Below are 17,579 nucleotides of genomic sequence, written 5' to 3'. Positions count from 1 at the left end.
CACTCACTTAACATTCTATTACAGAAAACCGTAAGGCCTCCTACTTTTTCAAAATAAATTCACTCAATTCCTTTTCAGGATATACTTTATTGGTTTTGGTTATCAGTATTTTCTCACCGTCAATCTTCATTATTTGGTAATTGGCGTTACAGTTTTCTATTCTGAAATGCACCGCCCTCAATCCTGCTTCTAAGCCTTTTTTCTTAATTTGTTCATATATGTAGTGGGAGCAGGATTTTTTGAAAAGACATTTTCTGCGATTTTTCTTTGGAACTAAACGCCAGTAGCTTCTTATACTTAAAAGTAGAATGGATTTTATCATTTTTTAAAAACCAACATATTGCTGACCAAGGTAAAGCCAGGTTTTGCGCCGAAGCCAAGGCAGCCTTTTTTGCCCTGTACATGATTGGTTACGGTTTCGATTTTTAAATATGTCCAGCCTTGTTCGGAATATTTGTTTATTAATTGTTCTAGTTGGAGCGACACATGGTTTGAGTAACCTGTTTTATGGTCTGTGTGTACTATAAATGGGATTACTTTATATATCATATGGTTTGGCTTAAGAGAAATCCCTTACAGCATCCTCTGTAAGGGATTTAATTCAGCCGTTTTATTCTCCCCAGAACCTGATTGCGGCTGAATATTGGCTAATTTATGGAGAGTGTGGGAATTTTCTTTGCGGTTTTCCGTAATGTGCGTATTTTATTTGAAAACGAAATTAAAATTGAAAAGAGTTGTTGCTCCACAATGGGCAAAACCGACTTTTTATCTAAATCAGTCCTAGGTCTTTAGCTATGGAAATAAGGTGAACGGAATTGTTGGCATTGAAATGGTTGCGAAGTTTGAGGATGCGTTTTTCAATGGCGCTGAGGCTGCTGGGATGTATATTATGGCCTTGGAAATTTACGCTAATCTGGTCTTGGGAAAGGCCGTTGGCGAGGAGCTTCATCACTTCTACATCATAATCGTCAATTTCTGCGGGTGCGGTTTCCCGTAACGCGTTGCCAACTTTTGGGGAAAGATAGGTATGTCCATTTAATACCGCTGCGATGGCTTCATCCAGTTCCTTTAAACCATTTCTACCTTTGCAAACATAGGCATCTGCCTTGCTGTCTATCATTACGTTTCGCACTTTTTGTGGGCGGTCTTCTACTGAATAGGCTATTATCTTTATATTAAGATGTTCTTCTTTCAAGGCTTTTATGAGCTTTTCACCAGAAGCGTATTTTTGTTCACGGTGGTCAGTTTTAAAGGAGAGATCGGTAATCAACAAATCAAAGGGGCGTTTGTCCTGACTTGCTTTTTTAATTTTTAGGTAGGCATCATCGCAATATTGCACTTGTATAAAATTGTCTATGTGGAGCGCTTCCAGCACGGAAATTATACCATTGCTGATGCTGCCTAGGTCTTCAGAAACCAACACTTTTTTGAACATAGCTTACAAAGTGATTTTTGCTTTAAACCCACCATTGGGTTTGGATTCAAAATTAATAGTTCCATTTAGAGTTTTAATACGGTTTTCCGCATTTTGAAGACCATTTTTGTTTTTTATTTCGCATCCCTTGCCATTGTCTGTATATTCAATGTTTATTTTTTTATTGTTTTGTTGGAAAGAAAGCACCACTACATTGGCGTTGCTGTGTTTTTTCATATTGGTCATCAATTCTTGTAGTATCCTATAGATAGTCGTCTTTTTTGTTTCTGAAATAGTACTCCAATCAATTTTAGAAATGTTGCGTGTAGCTATTTTTACTTTTTCGGTTTGATAGCTCAACAGCAAATCGTTGAGTTGACCACTGAAATTTTCTTGGATTTCCATGGCGCTGTTTTCTTTTGAAATATCGCGGGTTTTGTTGTATATCTTTTCTAGTTCATCTAGTAGTTCCTCATTATCGGGGGCGTTTCCTTGAATTTTAGCCATAAGATGGTATACGTCATTGGCTACTTCATCATGGACCTTTTTAGAAATGCGGGTTTCCGTATTGTGGACTTGTAATATTTTTTCCTTTTTATATTTTACTCTTTGTATTAGGTAAATGAAAATAGAAGTGAGAAAAATGATTATTCCAAGAATAATGAAAATGAGTTTTTGGTTTTTTTCCATTTCACGTTCCAGAAGTGCCTCTGAGGTTTTCTTTTTTTCCTTGGCAACGTTGTACTTTAAATAAGCATTTTTATTTTCGGCCAGTTGTTTGTCTTTGGCAATACTATCAGTAATCTTTTTGAACTGAATGATTTTTGGGTCATCATTCATTATTGCAAAGAGAGAAAGGGCGTCTTGGAGGTAGGTGATACTATTTAGTAATTGTGCAGTTTGGTAGGCTTTATTTGAATAGCTTTGGGATAGTTGTTTGTCATTTCGGTCAAAATAGTACATCGCCAAATGCTTGTTGCTGGAATAGATGCCTTCCAAGTTGTTTTGGGTATCCCTAATAGATAGTGCTTTTTTTAAATTGAGCAGGGCATCTGGGTTTCCCAACTTGGACTGCACATATCCCAGATTATCGAGAACCATTGCAGATTGAAGGGAATTCGTATCGTTGCGAATTTTCACATAGGCAAGATTGAGTTGCTCGGCTGCTTTTTGATATTGCCCTAAGTCTTTATAGATGTTGGATTTGTTATTAATAAGTGTAAGACTGTCTGATAGTTTTCTCGAAAAACTTAAAGATAAATTGTAGGCTTCAATAGCTTTTTTGGTATTGTATGATTCGCGGTATAAATTTCCCATTTCATTGTAGATTCCTTTTTTGGCTTCAATAAGGGTGTCTTTGTAATGGTATTTATCTATTAGAGCAAGTGCTTCTACTGTAGCATTTTCACTGTCGTATAAATTCCCAATTTTCGCTTGGCCTATAGCAATCAGCCTTAAGTCTCTTACTGCGCTTAGCGTGTCTTTTCGTTTTAGGTCATTTTCTTTTTTTTGGGAATAGAACATTATACCTTCTGGAATGTCTATGCTTGTTTGGGGGTTTACAATTAATTGATAATATTGTTCTATGGAGTCCGAAGCGGTTTGGGCGTTGCAAACAACAGGGATTGAAAGGGAAGAAAGAAGCCAAGAAAAGAGGAATGAAAGGGGTAGGTTTTTCATTCCTCTAAAGTACTAACAAATTGGCGAATATTTATCCGCCTCCGTTTCCTCCTGGAGGAGGGGGTGGAAAATGGCCTTGATCGCCACAACAGGCTTGTGTGCTCTTTACTTCCTCAGAAATTGCTTGTGGGGTACAGGAAAAAATACCCATATTGAGGAATGCAGTAAGTACTATTAAAATTATTTTCTTCATTTTGTTTGATTTAAAAGTTGGTATTAGTGTGGCTGTCCGGGTACTTGCCCAGAGAATTTTTACAGCGACACATTAAGGTGGAAGGGAATCCTTCCAATTTGAGAAGTGTGGAGCGCAGAAGTAAGGCAAGAGGTTACTTCTCAAAAATGGCCAATCACTTTAAGCTGCGGCTCCAGTAGCAGTATTGAAATGTTTTGTAAACCCTGTTACACCCAAGGTGGCATTGCAATACTGAAGCAAATGAATGAAGAATGTGTTGGAAAGGTTGGAAAGGAAATGGAAAGGTTATGGAAAAGAATTTCCAAGTATTTTCCATCTGATTTTTGTAGTTTTAAAAAATTGAAAAACAGTATGGATGCATAGCGAATTACTTTTAAAAGCTTTTGATAAAGTAAGCGAGGAATTGGCGCTTGAAGGTCATAAAGAGCCATCGGATTCAAAATGCGCACATAGGTTGTCTGAAATTGTTTCGGAAGTTTTTCCCTATGGAGAGAAAAGTTTTAGAACACTATATAAAAGGGCTGTTAAAAACTCGGATGATGATATTCAAATTCCAAGACCAGAAGTTTTGATTGCTTTAGCACAATATTTAGGATATGAGAATTACAGGGATTTTCTTGTTAAGAATACTATAGATGAAGTAAAGGGAATTTCAGAGGGAAGAAAGGTTCCAAAGAAGAAAAATAAATTAGTACTGTCTATTATAGCTGTTGTTTTGCTAGCGGTTATTGGGTTCTTTGGGTATCATTATTTTACCAAGCAGCGTTGGATGGAATGGGAGGGAAGACATTATATTGAAGCTTCCTTTGATTCAGAAAAACTAAGAGAAGGAAACCTTAAAGCTTATAAAGAGGAACGAATAATTGATTTTGAAAAAGTTACACCGACTTGTGAATCTGAGTTTTTTAATGAAGATGGAAGCGTTCGGGTTTGGTATGGCAAAAACAGGGATGGCGATCTTGAATATTTTACCAGCTATGGTTTGCATCCGCAAACTGGGAAGACTTTAAAGCCCATTACGCGGTATATGATTGGGAAGTATATTTGTTTAAATAACAAATAACAAATAACAAATAACAAATTCCAAATTCCAAATAACAAATTCCAAATAACAAATTCCAAATAACAAATTCTAACCTGATAGTTGACGATAACACAATATTAGGCTTTTAATAGTTTTTAAATCTATTTGCTTATCTCATCTCAATTAGAAATCCCTTCTAAAGATTCCTCTTTTGTTTTAAAGGGAGGGACGAAGGAGGAAGGCCTTTTTACTGCACTTCGGCTCCGCTCAGGACTGGCACAAAAGCTTTCGAATGCACTTCGGCTCCGCTCAGTGCCCGTTTTAAAGATGGCAGACCCTTTTACTGCACTTCGGCTCCGCTCAGTCCCCGTTTTAAAGGTAACAAGAGTTTCTATTTTTTATAATGAAATATGGTGATTTTCTTCTTGTTTCACTTCAGCTTCAAAAAGAACAAGAAAATGTTTCAAAAGTTTTTCTTTCACTTCTTCCATAGAAATTTCAACCTTTCCCAATTCCACATTTAAGGAGGTTACCGCCTTGCCTTTAATTCCGCAGGGGATCATATTGTCAAAATAACCCAAATCGGTATTTACGTTTAGTGCAAAACCGTGCATGGTCACCCAACGGCTGGCGCGGACACCCAAGGCGCATATTTTTCTGGCGAAGGGGGTACCGACATCAAGCCAAACTCCAGTTTCGCCTTTGCTACGTTCTGCTTTTAGACCGTATTCCGCTAGGGTTCGGATAATCATTTCTTCTAGTAAACGGAGGTATTTGTGGATATCGGTAAAAAAATTTTCCAAATCCAAAATTGGGTAGCCAACAATCTGTCCCGGGCCGTGATAGGTTATATCGCCGCCGCGGTTTATTTTGTAGAATTTAGCATTTATGGCTTTTAATTTTTCTTCAGAAATGAGCAGGTTTTCAATATGGCCGCTTTTTCCGAGGGTATATACGTGCGGATGCTCCACAAACAAAAGATAATTTGGAGTGGCTTGCTCCAAATTATCTTTTCTGTTGTTGCTTTTTATATGAAGAATATTTTGAAAAAGCGATTCCTGAAAATCCCAAGTTTCTTGGTAATCTTTTAACCCTAAATCTATTATTTCTAGCGATCGATTCAATGTAGCTTTTTAAAAAATTAAGGGCAAAACTATTGATAAATTACATTTCTAGGATTCATTTTTTGAATTTTATGCGTTTTTTTAGCTAAATGCAGAAAGTTAGTTTCTTAAAGTTTCCCAAATTTCCCTAAAGACTCTTATATTTACAGTTATAAACATTCATAATAATCACAAATAAAATGAAAAAAAGTACTTTTAAACACATGCTGGTTTTATCCTTTGCACTCTTATGCTTTGGGGTAAATGCACAGAACAATGCGTTATGGACGAAAGCTTCGTCTACTGAAACGCAAAACCGACAGAAAGCTTTTAGAAACTCGATGCCGCAGGATTACAATCTGTTTGATCTTAATACTTCAGCTTTAACAACTCTTTTGACTCACGCTCCGGCAAGAAATACCGTACATAGCAATGTTATTATAGAGTTGCCTACCAACAATGGTGTACTTCAACATTTCCGTGTATATGAAGCTTCCATAATGGAAGCTCCGCTACAGGCACAACACCCAAATATTAGATCTTATGTGGCTCAGGGAATTGAAGATGCTTCAGCCGTAGCACGGTTTAGTGTTTCTAGTGTAGGTGTAAATGTGATGATTTCTTCACCAAACTATTCTACTATCTATATTGATCCTTATACCAGTGATAAGAACTATTACATTTCTTATAACATCAATACACTTCCTGCATATTCTGGAGATTTTGAGTGTAACACAGTGGAACATGAGATAATAGATATGCCTGAAGCCAACAGAAATGCAAACGATGGTCTTTTAAGAACCTTTAGACTTGCTTTGGCTTGTACTGGGGAATATTCGCAATATCACTTAAACCAACAAGGTGTTGATCCAGGTGCTCCTGATGCCGTTAAAAAAGCTGCTGTATTATCAGCAATGAACACTACCATGACGCGTGTAAATGGTGTTTATGAAAGGGATGTTGCATTGACTATGGTTATAGTAGCCAACAACACAGATATTATCTTTCTTAATTCGGGCTCAGATCCATACACTAACAATAACGGAAGTACAATGCTTGGCCAAAACCAAACTACCTGTGATAATATTATTGGAAATGCCAATTATGACATAGGCCATGTTTTCAGTACTGGAGCTGGGGGTATCGCCGGTTTACGTGTACCCTGCGTTACTGGTCAAAAAGCAAGAGGAGTAACTGGAACTAATGCCCCAATTGGGGATAATTATGATATTGACTATGTAGCGCACGAAATGGGACATCAATTCGGCGCAAACCATACTTTTAATGGAACTGCAAATGCTTGCGGCGGGGGCAATAGAAACCTACCTACTGCTTTTGAGCCAGGAAGTGGTTCCACAATTATGGCATATGCGGGAATATGCGCTCCCCAGAATGTTCAAACACATAGTGATGACTATTTTCACGGTATAAGCATACAGGAAATGTGGACTTATATTAAAAATGGTCAAGGCCAGTGCGCGGTGCAAAGCCCAACCAACAACTTGCCGCCAACGGCAGATGCTGGCCCTGATATGACTATTCCAAAAGGAACTCCATTTATTTTGAGAGGTACTGCTACAGACCCTGACGCAGGAGATGTGCTTTCACACTGCTGGGAGCAGATGGATAATCAAGATTCCCCTCAACCACCACAAAACACTTCAACAGTAGGGCCAGCTTTTAGGTCTATTGATCCATTGCTATCACCAGACAGATATATGCCAGCATTGGCAACTGTATTAGCTGGAAACACACAGAGCACTTGGGAAGTTGTTCCTCAAGTAGGAAGATCGATGCGTTTTAGATATAACGTTCGTGATAATGCAGCCATTGGCGGATCTTCAGCACGTGATGATATGTTTGTTACTGTAGATGGAACCGCAGGACCATTTGTGGTAAGCTCGCAAAATACTGCTACTAGTTGGACTACCCAAACTACTGAAACCGTTACTTGGGATGTTGCAGGAACTGATGTAGCTCCAGTGGACAGTCCTAATGTTGATATTATGTTCTCTACTGATGGCGGACTTACTTATCCAGTAGCTGTTGCATTGGGTGTACCAAACAATGGAAGTGCTATTGTAAACGTGCCAAACCTTAACACTACAACAGGTAGGTTGATGGTTATTTCGTCTGACAACATTTTCTATGATATTAATAATGCCGTTATTACTGTAACAGGAACTGTTGGTGTTGAAGAATTCACGTTTGAAAACTTTGCAGTTTATCCAAACCCTTCAAACGGAACTTTCAACCTTACTTTCAAACCAGCTTCCAATGATAATATTGAAGTTTCGTTATATGATTTAAGAGGAAGAATTATCGGTCAAACTACTTTTGACGATGTTTCTGCATCAAATACTTTCAGCAAACAATTGGATTACAATTATGTTGAAAGTGGAATGTATTTCCTTGTTGTGAAAAACGGAAATAAAGTAACTACTAAGAAGGTTGTTAAGAACTGAGTAGAATAGAGAATAAAGAAAATAGAATAAAGAATAAAGAGAAAAGACGGGGTGGTTCCTGTTCTTTTCTCTTTTTTTTAGAATAAAGAATAAAGAATAAAGAATAAAGAATAAAGAGGAAAGACGGGGTTTCTTAGCCGTTTAATCTTTTTTGAAAGCCCATTGTCATTTTCTGCCACTCTGAAATTTTTGCTTCCAATTCTTCCAGCGTTTCTGTGGTTATATAATTTTTGTGATGAGCAATCAATAGCTGAGTTCCCAATTCAAAAGAAGATCCAAGGGAAATATCCAAATAATTACTGAAGGCCTTATCGGTTCTTGCAGAACCTTCTGAAATATTGCTAGGCATTGAAACAGAACAACGACTCATTTGCGATGTCAATCCAAATATTTCGTGTTTAGGAAAAGTGTCTAAAATATCAGAAATATCCATGGTTATCTGTAGTCCCAGTTTCCAAATATTTAAGTTTTTATAATTATGCCTTTTTCGCATTGCAGTATTTTTTGTAAAAGAATAAAGAGCAAAGAAAAAAGAATAAAGAAAAGAGAATGTAAAAAGTGATTATTTAATCAATATCTAACATCTATCCTCTTTATTCTTTTCTCTTTTTTCTACTTCAAAGTTTCATCGTTTCCGAAATATGCGTAACTACTTGTGAGGTTTTATTTACTTTAAATTTAAGATCGAACACAATTCCCTGACCGCTTTTTTCAATTAAAAGCTTTCCGTCGGTTATTGGGTAATAACCCGCTTCCCCTCTGCAAAAACAGTGTTTTCCGTAGAGCAGTTTTACATCGTTCAAGGATGCGTTTTCCTTGCGCAATGTTGTTGTGGCCGCAGGAATTTCAAAGTGAATGGTTTCAGAATAATTGCCGTCTGCCGTTCCCGGAGGACCTTCTTTTAAATAAGTGTATTCTACTACTGTACTTGTACCTTCTATTATTTGAGGATATAAGGCACCAGTTCCATCTTCTTGTATGGACAAGCTTTTGTTTTTATGGACGACTACGTTGCAAGTTCCTTCTTCAGGACAGCCTGTTGGTTTGTTTTCCATATGTTCTATCGTTGTGTTTTCTGAAGAGGTTACAGCACCCGTTTGCGTTTTGCAAGCATTTACCATAAATAATGGGATTAAAAAATAGAGTGCTTTCATGTTTTATGTGTTTAGTGTTAATTCGTGATTCGTGAGTCGGGATTCGTGATTCGTGAGTCGTGAGTCGGGATTCGTGATTTGTGAGTCGTGATTTGTGATTCGGGATTTGTTAATTCCCCCTGCCTTTAAAGGGTGTTTCCGTCAATTAATTTAAATTAGTAACTAGGGGAAGGAGCTCGTAATCAATAACTCATAACTCAATATTTACGATTCCCTATTTCTCCAACTCCACTTCTAAATCCAGCAAATCCGGGTTTTTAAAGTATTCTAAAAAAGGTGCTTGAATACTTACTGTTTTTTTATCTGCTGAAAATGTAGCGTCTGGATTTGAAGTATTCTTTATTTTCTTTGGAAAAGTATATTTCAACATATAATTGGAACCACCCATAAAAGCTTCGGCTTGTTTCATGCTGTCTACTTGCTGTGCGTGCAGCTTTTCGTCTTTTATGTAAGCATCTCGTTTAAAGATACCATTTTTAAAAGAATAATTAACACCAACTACTTCGGGGGAATCTTCTTCCTTTTTAATTTCGGTATTCGCATCTTTGTTGGGTATTAAATTTCCAGCCTGTTCCAATCCGTTCAGCATATCATTCGCCTCATTTATATTTTTGAAATTGGTGGAAATATCATAAACCATTTCAGAAGTCTCCGAGTCCATTTTTATATGAATGTTGAAATTCTCCAACTTTTTCAGTTTTTGTTGTTCGGTGATGGAAAGTTTGGAGATACTGTCTTTCTTTTCCTCCAAAAATTGTTTCATATAGACAATGGTATCCATTTTCATTACTGTTGAATCACCCATTGCCCCGCCGCCAAAGGCCATCATTTCGTTGAGGTTCACTTCCACTCTCATGGTGCCGCTACCGTCTTCATTCATAACCATAGTTTCCGTAAATTGGCAGCTTACAAAAGTAAAAGCCAAGATAAATAGCGAAAGTAATTTTAGTTTCATGGGTTTATCTTTTAGGATTGTTTAGAATGATAAGTGCGGCAATCACGCCGGGAATCCATCCGCAAACGGTAAGTATAAAGACAATAAGAACAGATCCACAACCCTTGCCAATAACTGCAAGTGGTGGAAAAATGATTGCTAACAGGACTCTCCATATATTCATAGAAAACAAATTTACGATTATTATTTAAGCTATCTGTCCCGTCATTTTTCCTTTTGTTACAAGATTTTGATTCAACAGAGTTTATTACCTTAGTGATTTATTTTAAAAATGGATTTCAAAAAAATTATTGCGCTGCTCGTTTTCTTTTTTGCTGTAACGGCCAGTAAAGCACAATATCAATTTTCGGGTTATGTAGATGCTGAATCTGCCAAAGGTGCTGTTTATCTTTCTGTGGTTGATGACTACAGGAAAATTTCTGGAGTATTTCCTGAGCAAATTCTCAATAAAACATATCCTGATTCTACAGGATACTTTTCTTTTTCAGGGGATAATTTACCTGCTGAAAACAAAATTTATAGAATCCACGTAGATATGTGCAACGAAAATGATCAAAACACGGCACATTTCACGGGGCAATGCCCAAATAGCAAAGAGGTGAATTTTATCGCAAATAATAACGACACTTTGACGCTTCCTTTTTCGTTTGACAATGAGATGTTCTGTCTTGTAATCTCTAAAAATGAAAAGGCCAATGCTTTTTTAAAAATCGACTCCTTAAAACACGATATGCGTTTTGCTTTTGGTACTTATCGCAGTGAAGCTAATAGAAAAATTAATTCAAAAAAATGGTTCAGCATTTTGCAACAATACGGCGAACAGCTACATGAACCTTTGGCAGAGCTTTATAGCTACTCCTTTTTTTCCGACAGAGCACAACCGTTGCATGCCTATTATTTGGAAGATTTAAAAACCAACTCCTATTATGACAATTTATTAAATAGGCTCAAAGAAAAATATCCCAACAGCAATTACACAGAGCAATACAGAGAGGAACTTGCTTCAGATAAATATTTGATAGCTACAATTAAACCTGATGGATTGTCTTGGTGGGTTTATGGGTTGGGTGCAATTGCAGCTTTATCAATTTTTGGCAACTTCTTTTTTTATGGGAAACTGAGAAAGATGAAAAGTTTTTTCCCTCCCAATAAAGAATCTCTTTCTAACCAAGAAAAGAAGGTTCTGGAACTCATTTTAGAAAACAAAAGCAACAAAGAAATAGCTTCTGATATGTTCGTTAGTTTAAGCACGGTAAAAACCCACATTAATAACCTCTATAAAAAGCTGAATGTGAGCTCTCGGGAAGACGTTAAAAACCTGTATTCCAGTTAAATTCAAACGGGGGTCTAGGCCCTTTTTCAAACCCTGTCTTCAGCAATTCTTCCTCCATTTTTTAAATATTCGTGGTGTTAATTCTAAAATCAGCACCCATGAAAAATTTAATTCTCTTTTCCATCGCATTTACATTTTCAATTCTCACTAACTACGCCCAGCCGTTTAATACAGAAATTATGCAAAATGGCGAAACTCCAATGTTACTTGGTAAAATCAACAAGGAAGCACTTTCAGTAAACACCTATTCTGAATGGTTTTTAACAAACTATGAAGCCTATCAACCCAATAAAGAAAAAGTTGTCGCTATACAAAAGCTACTTCCGCAATACACGATTACTGTTTTTTTTGGCACTTGGTGTGGAGACAGTAAAAAGGAACTTCCCATATTCTATAAAATTCTGGAGGAAGCCCAATTTCCTTTGGATCGGCTTACCGTGATAGCTGTATCAAACGATAGCGAAAACTACAAACAAAGCCCTGGCGGGGAGGAAGAAGGTTTGAATATTCATCGCGTTCCTACTTTTATATTCTACAAAGACGGAAAAGAAATAAATAGAATTGTGGAGCATCCCGTCAATACATTTGAGGATGATATTCTACAAATTATTCAGGATAAAGGCTACGTGCCCAACTACAATGCGGTTACCATTGTGAATGATGCGCTAACCGAAATGGGATTTGAAAAATTCCAGAGAAAGTCAAAAAAATTGCTTCCGAAGCTAAAAAAAGAAGCTGAGCATTTAGGCGAATTAAGTACCTATTCCAGTGTTCTATTCTACTCTGAAAGAAAAGCGGAGGGGCTCTATATTGCCGAAATGAATACAATTTTGTTTCCTAATGAATCTTATTCCTATGAAAACTTGGCAAACAAATTATATGTTACAAACCAAATGGAAAAAGCGCTGTTAAACTACGAGAAATCACTGGCCATAAATCCCAATAACGAAAGGGTGAAAATTGCAATAGCGGCAATTAAGGGGAAAGAGTGATACTTGTTACTTCGTGATTTGGGATTTGGGATTCGGGATTTGTTAATTCGTTGGTTTGCAATAGTCATTGGATTCTTTGTTCTATTTTCTTTATTCTTTTTTCTAATCAAGGTATTTCGAATTTTCCACTTCGTAATTCGCACTTCATTTCGCTATCTTTGCAAACTTATTTTTATACATAATTTATGCAACTGTCTGAACTGGAAATCATCCGAAGAGAAAAACTACAACAACTGCGCGATCGTGGAATAAACCCCTATCCCGCAGATTTATACCCTGTAAACAACACTTCAAAAAAGATAAAGGACAATTTTGAGGAAGGAAAAAAGGTAGTGGTTGCTGGACGGTTGATGTCGCGCAGAATCCAAGGTTCAGCCTCTTTCGCAGAGCTTCAGGATGCAGATGGACGTATTCAGGTTTATTTTAACCGTGATGAAATATGCACTGGCGAAGACAAAAGCCATTACAATGAAGTCTATAAAAAATTGCTCGATATAGGCGATTTCATAGGGATTGAAGGCGAACTTTTCAAAACCCAAGTTGGTGAAAAAACCATCATGGTAAAAAACTTCACCTTGTTGAGCAAAGCATTAAAACCTTTGCCGCAACCGCGCGTTGATGCCGAAGGAAAAGTACACGACGCTTTTACAGACCCTGAACAACGCTACCGCCAGCGCTATGCGGATTTGGTGGTAAACCCACATGTAAAGGAGATTTTCGTAAAGCGAACCAAGCTATTCAACGCCATGCGAACATTCTTTAACGAACGCGGTTATTTTGAAGTTGAAACTCCTGTTTTGCAGCCCATTCCGGGTGGTGCTGCAGCAAGACCTTTTATTACGCACCACAATTCCTTGGACATTCCATTGTATATGCGAATTGCTAATGAATTATACCTAAAAAGATTGATCGTCGGTGGTTTTGACGGCGTATATGAATTCTCCAAAAACTTCAGAAACGAAGGGATGGACCGCACCCACAATCCAGAGTTTACTGCCATGGAAATTTACGTTTCCTATAAAGACTATAACTGGATGATGGATTTCTGTGAACAATTGCTGGAATTCTGCGCTATACAAGTAAACGGAACCTCAAAAGCTACTTTTGGAGAGCACAAAATAGACTTTAAAGCCCCTTACCCAAGAGTAACAATGGCTGAGGCTATTCAAAACTTTACAGGTTTTGATATTACTGGCAAGACTGAGGATGAAATCCGCAAAGCTGCTTTGGATATGAAAATTCCAGTGGACGACACCATGGGCAAAGGAAAACTCATCGATGAAATTTTTGGCGAAAAGTGTGAAGGCAACTACATTCAACCAACCTTCATTACAGATTACCCAAAGGAAATGAGTCCGCTTTGCAAAGAGCATCGCGAAAATCCTGAATTAACGGAGCGTTTTGAATTGATGGTCTGCGGAAAGGAAGTAGCAAACGCTTACAGTGAGTTGAATGACCCCATAGACCAGCGCGAGCGTTTTGAAGCCCAATTGAAACTTGCAGATAGAGGTGATGACGAAGCAACTGCCTTTATAGATTATGACTTTCTTAGAGCTTTGGAATACGGTATGCCCCCAACCAGCGGCATGGGCATCGGGATGGACCGATTGATTATGTTTTTGACTAACAACCCTTCCATACAAGAAGTGCTTTTCTTCCCTCAAATGCGCCCCGAAAAGAAAAAAGTGGAAATGACCGAAGACGAAAAAGCTGTTTACACACTTTTAAAAGTCAAATCACCTGTTGCTTTGGAAGCGTTAAAAGCCCAAAGCGGTTTGAGCAACAAAAAGTGGGACAAAGCTATAAAAGGATTGACGGCTTCAAAGGTTGCGAAAGTTGAAAAGACTGATGATAACTTGATGGTTTCAGTTTTGTAAAAACCTCTTTAAATTTATTTAAAAAGGAAACCACAACAGTGTGGTTTCCTTTTTTTATGAGAATCTCACCTTGTTGTGGTGCATCAAACCATATGCTAGAAAACGTAATCTCAATTATAATAATTCAAAAAAATAATGTAAATTTGTATCCAAGTAGATACAGATTTTATGTTTTTCATTGAGAAAACAACTGAATTTGATAAATGGCTTAGGAAGTTAAAAGACTTAAAAGCCAAGGCAAAAATCTTGTTTAGAATTCAGAAAATTGAAAATGACGGACATTTTGGTGATTGTAAGGCTGTTGGAAACGGAATAATTGAGTTACGAGTGAATTACGCAAAAGGATACAGAGTTTACTTCAAAGAAAAAGACGGAAAAATTATTTTACTTCTAATTGGAGGAAATAAATCTACGCAACAAAAAGACATTACGAAAGCAAAAGAAATCTTAGAAAAATTAAAGAAATAGAAAATATGGTAACTTCAAAATTTGACATAGCAGATTATTTAGATAACAAAGAAATGATTGCTGAATATCTCAATACTGTATTAGAAGAAGGAAATAACGCAGATATAATTAGTGCAATCGGTCATATTGCCAAAGCTATAGGAATGACAAAAATAGCGGAAGAAACAGGATTGAGTAGACCGAGTTTATACAAAGCATTATCTGATGGAGCCAAACCTCAATTTGCTACAATAATGAAAGTTTTAAAAGCAATTGGAGGACAAATTCAAGTAAATCCAATGTCCGTCTGAAAATTTAATTGGACATCTATAAACGAACTTAAAAAGGAAACTACAGCAGTGTGGTTTCCTTTTTTTATGGGGTTTAATTTTGATATTCCATAAATTATTCAAATTACTTTGGGCGGAATTCTTTGAATTATAATCCATTAATATTACATTTGGAAACCTATTCACAAATTCTAAACTTAATTTTTTTTATGAAAAGACTATTATTCACTTCGCTATTATTATGTTTTACGCAGCTTTTCTTTGCCCAAAACAAGGAAAGTGTTGCGCAAACATGGATGGACAGCAATATGCCCGTCAACAAAACAAATCAAAGTTTCGCCATGCTGAACAGTCATTCTGGTCCTTCCGGTGAAACATTTCGTTTCTATCACACCGTTAATGGAGTGGAAGTTTTTGATTCTTCGGTTGCGGTTCACGTTTCCAATAACAACCAAGTTACTTACCACGCTAGTACTTTTGACAGCGCTGTGGAAACCATAGACACCAACCCATCAATCTCTGAAAATGCTGCATTGAACGCAGCTAAATCGGCTTTAAATATTGAGGGATATATTTCGCAGAAAGACATAAAACTTTATGTGTATAATAAATTAGGCAGTAGCAAACTGGTATATAGAGTAACTACAATGTCTGAATTCCGCATGGGAAACTGGGAAACCATCGTTGATGCAAAAACAGGAGCTGTGTTGAGCACCAAAGATATTGCCATCTACCACAAAAAAGATGGAGAACACAATCCAAAAGACATAAAAAACCCAATCAGACCTTCAGTACTGGCTACAGGCACAGCAATGGTTTTTGACCCGGACCCACTTACAAAAACGGGAAGTACTTATGGCGGAAATTATGTGGATAATAATGACCAAACCAATGCCGAACTTGATGCTGCAAGAACAGCAGTTAATCTTTTGGATATTGAATTTGACGGGACCAATTACAGACTAAGAGGCCCTTATACGGAAATAGCAGAATTGGGCTCGCCTTCCACTGGTTTATTTATCCAAAATTCACCAGATTTTAGTTTTACGCGTGACGAGCAGGGTTTTGAAGCTGCAAACTGCTATCACCATATTGATAAAAGTTTCCGTTACATCAATGATGATTTAGGAATTCCTTTGGTTTCAATCTACAATGGCGGAGTGGTTCGCTACGATCCGCACGGTGCCAATGGTGCTGATAACTCTTTTTACAGTAACGGAAGTCTCCAGTTTGGAGAAGGTGGTGTAGATGACGCTGAAGATATGGACGTTGTGCTCCATGAATTGGGCCACGGACTTCACGACTTTATCACCAACGGAAATCTTAGCCAAGTAAATGGTTTAAGTGAAGGAACTGGTGACTATTGGGCAAATTCCTATAAAAGAAGCACGGGCTTTTGGGACAGTTCAGACACACAATATTTCTGGGTTTTTGGCTGGGACGGACACAACCCATTTTGGGGAGGTCGAGTTACCAATTATGGCGCAATGTATCCTGGAGGGCTTACTGGCTCTATCCATACAGACGGACAAATCTGGGCTTCAGTACTTCTTGAAATTTGGGAAATCATTGGAAGAGAAAAAATGGACGCAGCAGTTTGGGAAGGCCTTGGGATGACCAATAGTGGCACTAACCAACAAAACGCAGCAATTGCAGTAAGACAAGCAGCTATTGATATGGGCTACAGTTGTGCCGAAATAGATGCTTTCACTGACAGGTTTGAAGCAAGAGGATATACATTGCCTGTATATATTTGCGATCCTAACGCTTGTGATATTACAGCTATAAATACTACAAACATCTCTCCGTGTAATGATAATGGCACGCCTAGCGATGGCAGTGACGACTTCTTTACAGCAGATGTTACCATAACCTTTGTTAACCCACCAGCAACTGGAAGCTTAGACCTATCAGGTGATGGAACCGCTTCAGTTCCTGTGGGAGGCCTAACTTCGCCACACACTTTTGTGGGCGTACAAATGCCATCAGATGGTGGGCCAATTAACATTACCGCTACTTTTTCAGCAGATGGGGCTTGTAACCTAAACGTTCCAAATGCTGGAACAGCACCAGATCCTTGTGTAACTGTAGGAATAAATGAAAACGAAGCTTTGCTAAGTGTTTCCATCTATCCAAACCCGGCAGATGAAGCTATTTCGTTATCAAACTTAACTGAAGAATACAATGTTGCCATTTATAATATACTTGGTCAAAAAGTAAAACAACAAACCGTTGATGCCAGTAATAGTAGTATCAATATTTCTGATCTTACTTTAGGCGTGTATGTGTTGAAATTTGAAGACCATAACAATGTATTGCGTTTTGTGGTGAAATAATTATAGAAACTATGTTTATATTGAAAAGGAACCGTTGTAAAACGGTTCCTTTTTGTTTTAAATACACCACCTCCCACATTTTTCCTCCTTTTTGGCATAAGGGGTCTGGCATCCCTGCCAGAAATATGAGCGGTGGTATTCAATATTTAGTAAGTTAAATCTATCACATTTTACAAAATCAAAAAACCGCTATTTAGGCAACCAACCCTTACAGTTAGTAAAGAATACGTTTTGAAGATCTTTTTGCTTACAGCAAAATATTTTTAGGAAATTAAACCTAATCAGGTTTTCAATGTCATAGTTATGTTGAACATTT

The 17,579-nt window shown here is 37.5% G+C and carries 18 protein-coding genes; 8 read left to right on the top strand and 10 right to left on the bottom strand.

The window, feature by feature from the left end:
• Window positions 1-40 precede the first annotated feature (40 nt).
• The 5 genes from yidD to ESU54_RS17790 all read right to left on the bottom strand — a co-directional run bounded on the left by yidD (window position 41) and on the right by ESU54_RS17790 (window position 3,287).
• Window positions 41-322, bottom strand: coding sequence for a membrane protein insertion efficiency factor YidD (yidD, locus tag ESU54_RS04980; protein ID WP_111843543.1), 282 nt, complete (start codon window positions 320-322; stop codon window positions 41-43).
• The gene (locus ESU54_RS04975) at window positions 319-549 is read right to left on the bottom strand and encodes a hypothetical protein (protein ID WP_111843544.1); all 231 of its coding nucleotides are present in this window, start codon (window positions 547-549) and stop codon (window positions 319-321) included. The genes yidD and ESU54_RS04975 overlap by 4 nt, the downstream gene beginning before the upstream one ends.
• Before the next feature lie 220 nt (window positions 550-769).
• Window positions 770-1,435 (bottom strand): helix-turn-helix domain-containing protein, encoded by a 666-nt coding sequence (locus ESU54_RS04970; RefSeq protein ID WP_111843545.1) that lies wholly within the window; start codon window positions 1,433-1,435, stop codon window positions 770-772.
• Between the two features lie 3 nt (window positions 1,436-1,438).
• Window positions 1,439-3,094 carry a tetratricopeptide repeat-containing sensor histidine kinase gene (locus ESU54_RS04965; protein ID WP_111843546.1) on the bottom strand — a complete coding sequence of 552 codons (1,656 nt, stop codon included), beginning with the start codon at window positions 3,092-3,094 and terminating at the stop codon, window positions 1,439-1,441.
• A 31-nt stretch (window positions 3,095-3,125) separates the two neighbouring features.
• A complete protein-coding gene (locus ESU54_RS17790) occupies window positions 3,126-3,287 on the bottom strand; it encodes a hypothetical protein (protein ID WP_160113253.1) in 162 nt (53 codons plus the stop codon).
• A 355-nt stretch (window positions 3,288-3,642) separates the two neighbouring features.
• Here ESU54_RS17790 and ESU54_RS04960 point away from each other — a divergent pair, with 355 nt between their 5' ends.
• Window positions 3,643-4,350: a hypothetical protein gene (locus ESU54_RS04960; protein ID WP_111843548.1), complete on the top strand. Its 708-nt coding sequence runs from the start codon at window positions 3,643-3,645 to the stop codon at window positions 4,348-4,350.
• A gap of 359 nt (window positions 4,351-4,709) precedes the next feature.
• Here ESU54_RS04960 and lipB read toward each other — a convergent pair whose 3' ends face one another.
• Window positions 4,710-5,435 carry a lipoyl(octanoyl) transferase LipB gene (lipB, locus tag ESU54_RS04955; RefSeq protein WP_111843550.1) on the bottom strand — a complete coding sequence of 242 codons (726 nt, stop codon included), beginning with the start codon at window positions 5,433-5,435 and terminating at the stop codon, window positions 4,710-4,712.
• 179 nt (window positions 5,436-5,614) lie between these two features.
• Between lipB and ESU54_RS04950 the strand changes: the two genes are divergently transcribed.
• Window positions 5,615-7,879: a reprolysin-like metallopeptidase gene (locus ESU54_RS04950; RefSeq protein WP_111843551.1), complete on the top strand. Its 2,265-nt coding sequence runs from the start codon at window positions 5,615-5,617 to the stop codon at window positions 7,877-7,879.
• Between the two features lie 133 nt (window positions 7,880-8,012).
• Here the strand turns inward: ESU54_RS04950 and ESU54_RS04945 are convergent, their stop codons facing one another.
• From ESU54_RS04945 to ESU54_RS04930, 4 genes are all read right to left on the bottom strand, one after another.
• A complete protein-coding gene (locus tag ESU54_RS04945) occupies window positions 8,013-8,372 on the bottom strand; it encodes a four helix bundle protein (protein WP_111843552.1) in 360 nt (119 codons plus the stop codon).
• Window positions 8,373-8,496: 124 nt separating this feature from the next.
• Window positions 8,497-9,033, bottom strand: coding sequence for a hypothetical protein (locus ESU54_RS04940; protein ID WP_146743967.1), 537 nt, complete (start codon window positions 9,031-9,033; stop codon window positions 8,497-8,499).
• Between the two features lie 214 nt (window positions 9,034-9,247).
• A complete protein-coding gene (locus ESU54_RS04935; protein WP_146743968.1) occupies window positions 9,248-9,988 on the bottom strand; it encodes a hypothetical protein in 741 nt (246 codons plus the stop codon).
• 4 nt (window positions 9,989-9,992) lie between these two features.
• Window positions 9,993-10,151, bottom strand: coding sequence for a YqaE/Pmp3 family membrane protein (locus ESU54_RS04930; RefSeq protein WP_111843555.1), 159 nt, complete (start codon window positions 10,149-10,151; stop codon window positions 9,993-9,995).
• A 108-nt stretch (window positions 10,152-10,259) separates the two neighbouring features.
• On the opposite strand from ESU54_RS04930, the gene ESU54_RS04925 reads away from it, so the two are divergent.
• From ESU54_RS04925 to ESU54_RS04900, 6 genes are all read left to right on the top strand, one after another.
• Window positions 10,260-11,321: a helix-turn-helix domain-containing protein gene (locus tag ESU54_RS04925; RefSeq protein WP_111843556.1), complete on the top strand. Its 1,062-nt coding sequence runs from the start codon at window positions 10,260-10,262 to the stop codon at window positions 11,319-11,321.
• 98 nt (window positions 11,322-11,419) lie between these two features.
• Window positions 11,420-12,313, top strand: coding sequence for a thioredoxin family protein (locus tag ESU54_RS04920; RefSeq protein WP_111843557.1), 894 nt, complete (start codon window positions 11,420-11,422; stop codon window positions 12,311-12,313).
• A 185-nt stretch (window positions 12,314-12,498) separates the two neighbouring features.
• Window positions 12,499-14,190 (top strand): lysine--tRNA ligase, encoded by a 1,692-nt coding sequence (gene lysS / locus ESU54_RS04915; RefSeq protein WP_111843558.1) that lies wholly within the window; start codon window positions 12,499-12,501, stop codon window positions 14,188-14,190.
• Between the two features lie 168 nt (window positions 14,191-14,358).
• A complete protein-coding gene (locus ESU54_RS04910; RefSeq protein WP_111843559.1) occupies window positions 14,359-14,658 on the top strand; it encodes a type II toxin-antitoxin system RelE/ParE family toxin in 300 nt (99 codons plus the stop codon).
• A gap of 5 nt (window positions 14,659-14,663) precedes the next feature.
• Window positions 14,664-14,948, top strand: coding sequence for an addiction module antidote protein (locus tag ESU54_RS04905; protein ID WP_111843560.1), 285 nt, complete (start codon window positions 14,664-14,666; stop codon window positions 14,946-14,948).
• 188 nt (window positions 14,949-15,136) lie between these two features.
• On the top strand, window positions 15,137-17,263 hold the full coding sequence (locus ESU54_RS04900; RefSeq protein ID WP_146743969.1) for a T9SS type A sorting domain-containing protein: 2,127 nt from the start codon (window positions 15,137-15,139) through the stop codon (window positions 17,261-17,263).
• Window positions 17,264-17,579: the final 316 nt, after the last annotated feature.

Origin of the sequence: Aequorivita antarctica (assembly GCF_007997155.1) — a bacterium.
GTDB classification, from domain to species: domain Bacteria; phylum Bacteroidota; class Bacteroidia; order Flavobacteriales; family Flavobacteriaceae; genus Aequorivita; species Aequorivita antarctica.
This window is presented reverse-complemented; position numbering and strand designations above follow the sequence as displayed.

Coding starts and splice junctions, on each gene's coding strand:
- yidD (WP_111843543.1), bottom strand. CDS start 322: ATGATAAAATCCATTCTACTTTTAAGTATAAGAAGCTACTGGCGTTTA.
- ESU54_RS04975 (WP_111843544.1), bottom strand. CDS start 549: ATGATATATAAAGTAATCCCATTTATAGTACACACAGACCATAAAACA.
- ESU54_RS04970 (WP_111843545.1), bottom strand. CDS start 1,435: ATGTTCAAAAAAGTGTTGGTTTCTGAAGACCTAGGCAGCATCAGCAAT.
- ESU54_RS04965 (WP_111843546.1), bottom strand. CDS start 3,094: ATGAAAAACCTACCCCTTTCATTCCTCTTTTCTTGGCTTCTTTCTTCC.
- ESU54_RS17790 (WP_160113253.1), bottom strand. CDS start 3,287: ATGAAGAAAATAATTTTAATAGTACTTACTGCATTCCTCAATATGGGT.
- ESU54_RS04960 (WP_111843548.1), top strand. CDS start 3,643: ATGCATAGCGAATTACTTTTAAAAGCTTTTGATAAAGTAAGCGAGGAA.
- ESU54_RS04950 (WP_111843551.1), top strand. CDS start 5,615: ATGAAAAAAAGTACTTTTAAACACATGCTGGTTTTATCCTTTGCACTC.
- ESU54_RS04945 (WP_111843552.1), bottom strand. CDS start 8,372: ATGCGAAAAAGGCATAATTATAAAAACTTAAATATTTGGAAACTGGGA.
- ESU54_RS04940 (WP_146743967.1), bottom strand. CDS start 9,033: ATGAAAGCACTCTATTTTTTAATCCCATTATTTATGGTAAATGCTTGC.
- ESU54_RS04935 (WP_146743968.1), bottom strand. CDS start 9,988: ATGAAACTAAAATTACTTTCGCTATTTATCTTGGCTTTTACTTTTGTA.
- ESU54_RS04930 (WP_111843555.1), bottom strand. CDS start 10,151: ATGAATATATGGAGAGTCCTGTTAGCAATCATTTTTCCACCACTTGCA.
- ESU54_RS04925 (WP_111843556.1), top strand. CDS start 10,260: ATGGATTTCAAAAAAATTATTGCGCTGCTCGTTTTCTTTTTTGCTGTA.
- ESU54_RS04920 (WP_111843557.1), top strand. CDS start 11,420: ATGAAAAATTTAATTCTCTTTTCCATCGCATTTACATTTTCAATTCTC.
- lysS (WP_111843558.1), top strand. CDS start 12,499: ATGCAACTGTCTGAACTGGAAATCATCCGAAGAGAAAAACTACAACAA.
- ESU54_RS04910 (WP_111843559.1), top strand. CDS start 14,359: ATGTTTTTCATTGAGAAAACAACTGAATTTGATAAATGGCTTAGGAAG.
- ESU54_RS04905 (WP_111843560.1), top strand. CDS start 14,664: ATGGTAACTTCAAAATTTGACATAGCAGATTATTTAGATAACAAAGAA.
- ESU54_RS04900 (WP_146743969.1), top strand. CDS start 15,137: ATGAAAAGACTATTATTCACTTCGCTATTATTATGTTTTACGCAGCTT.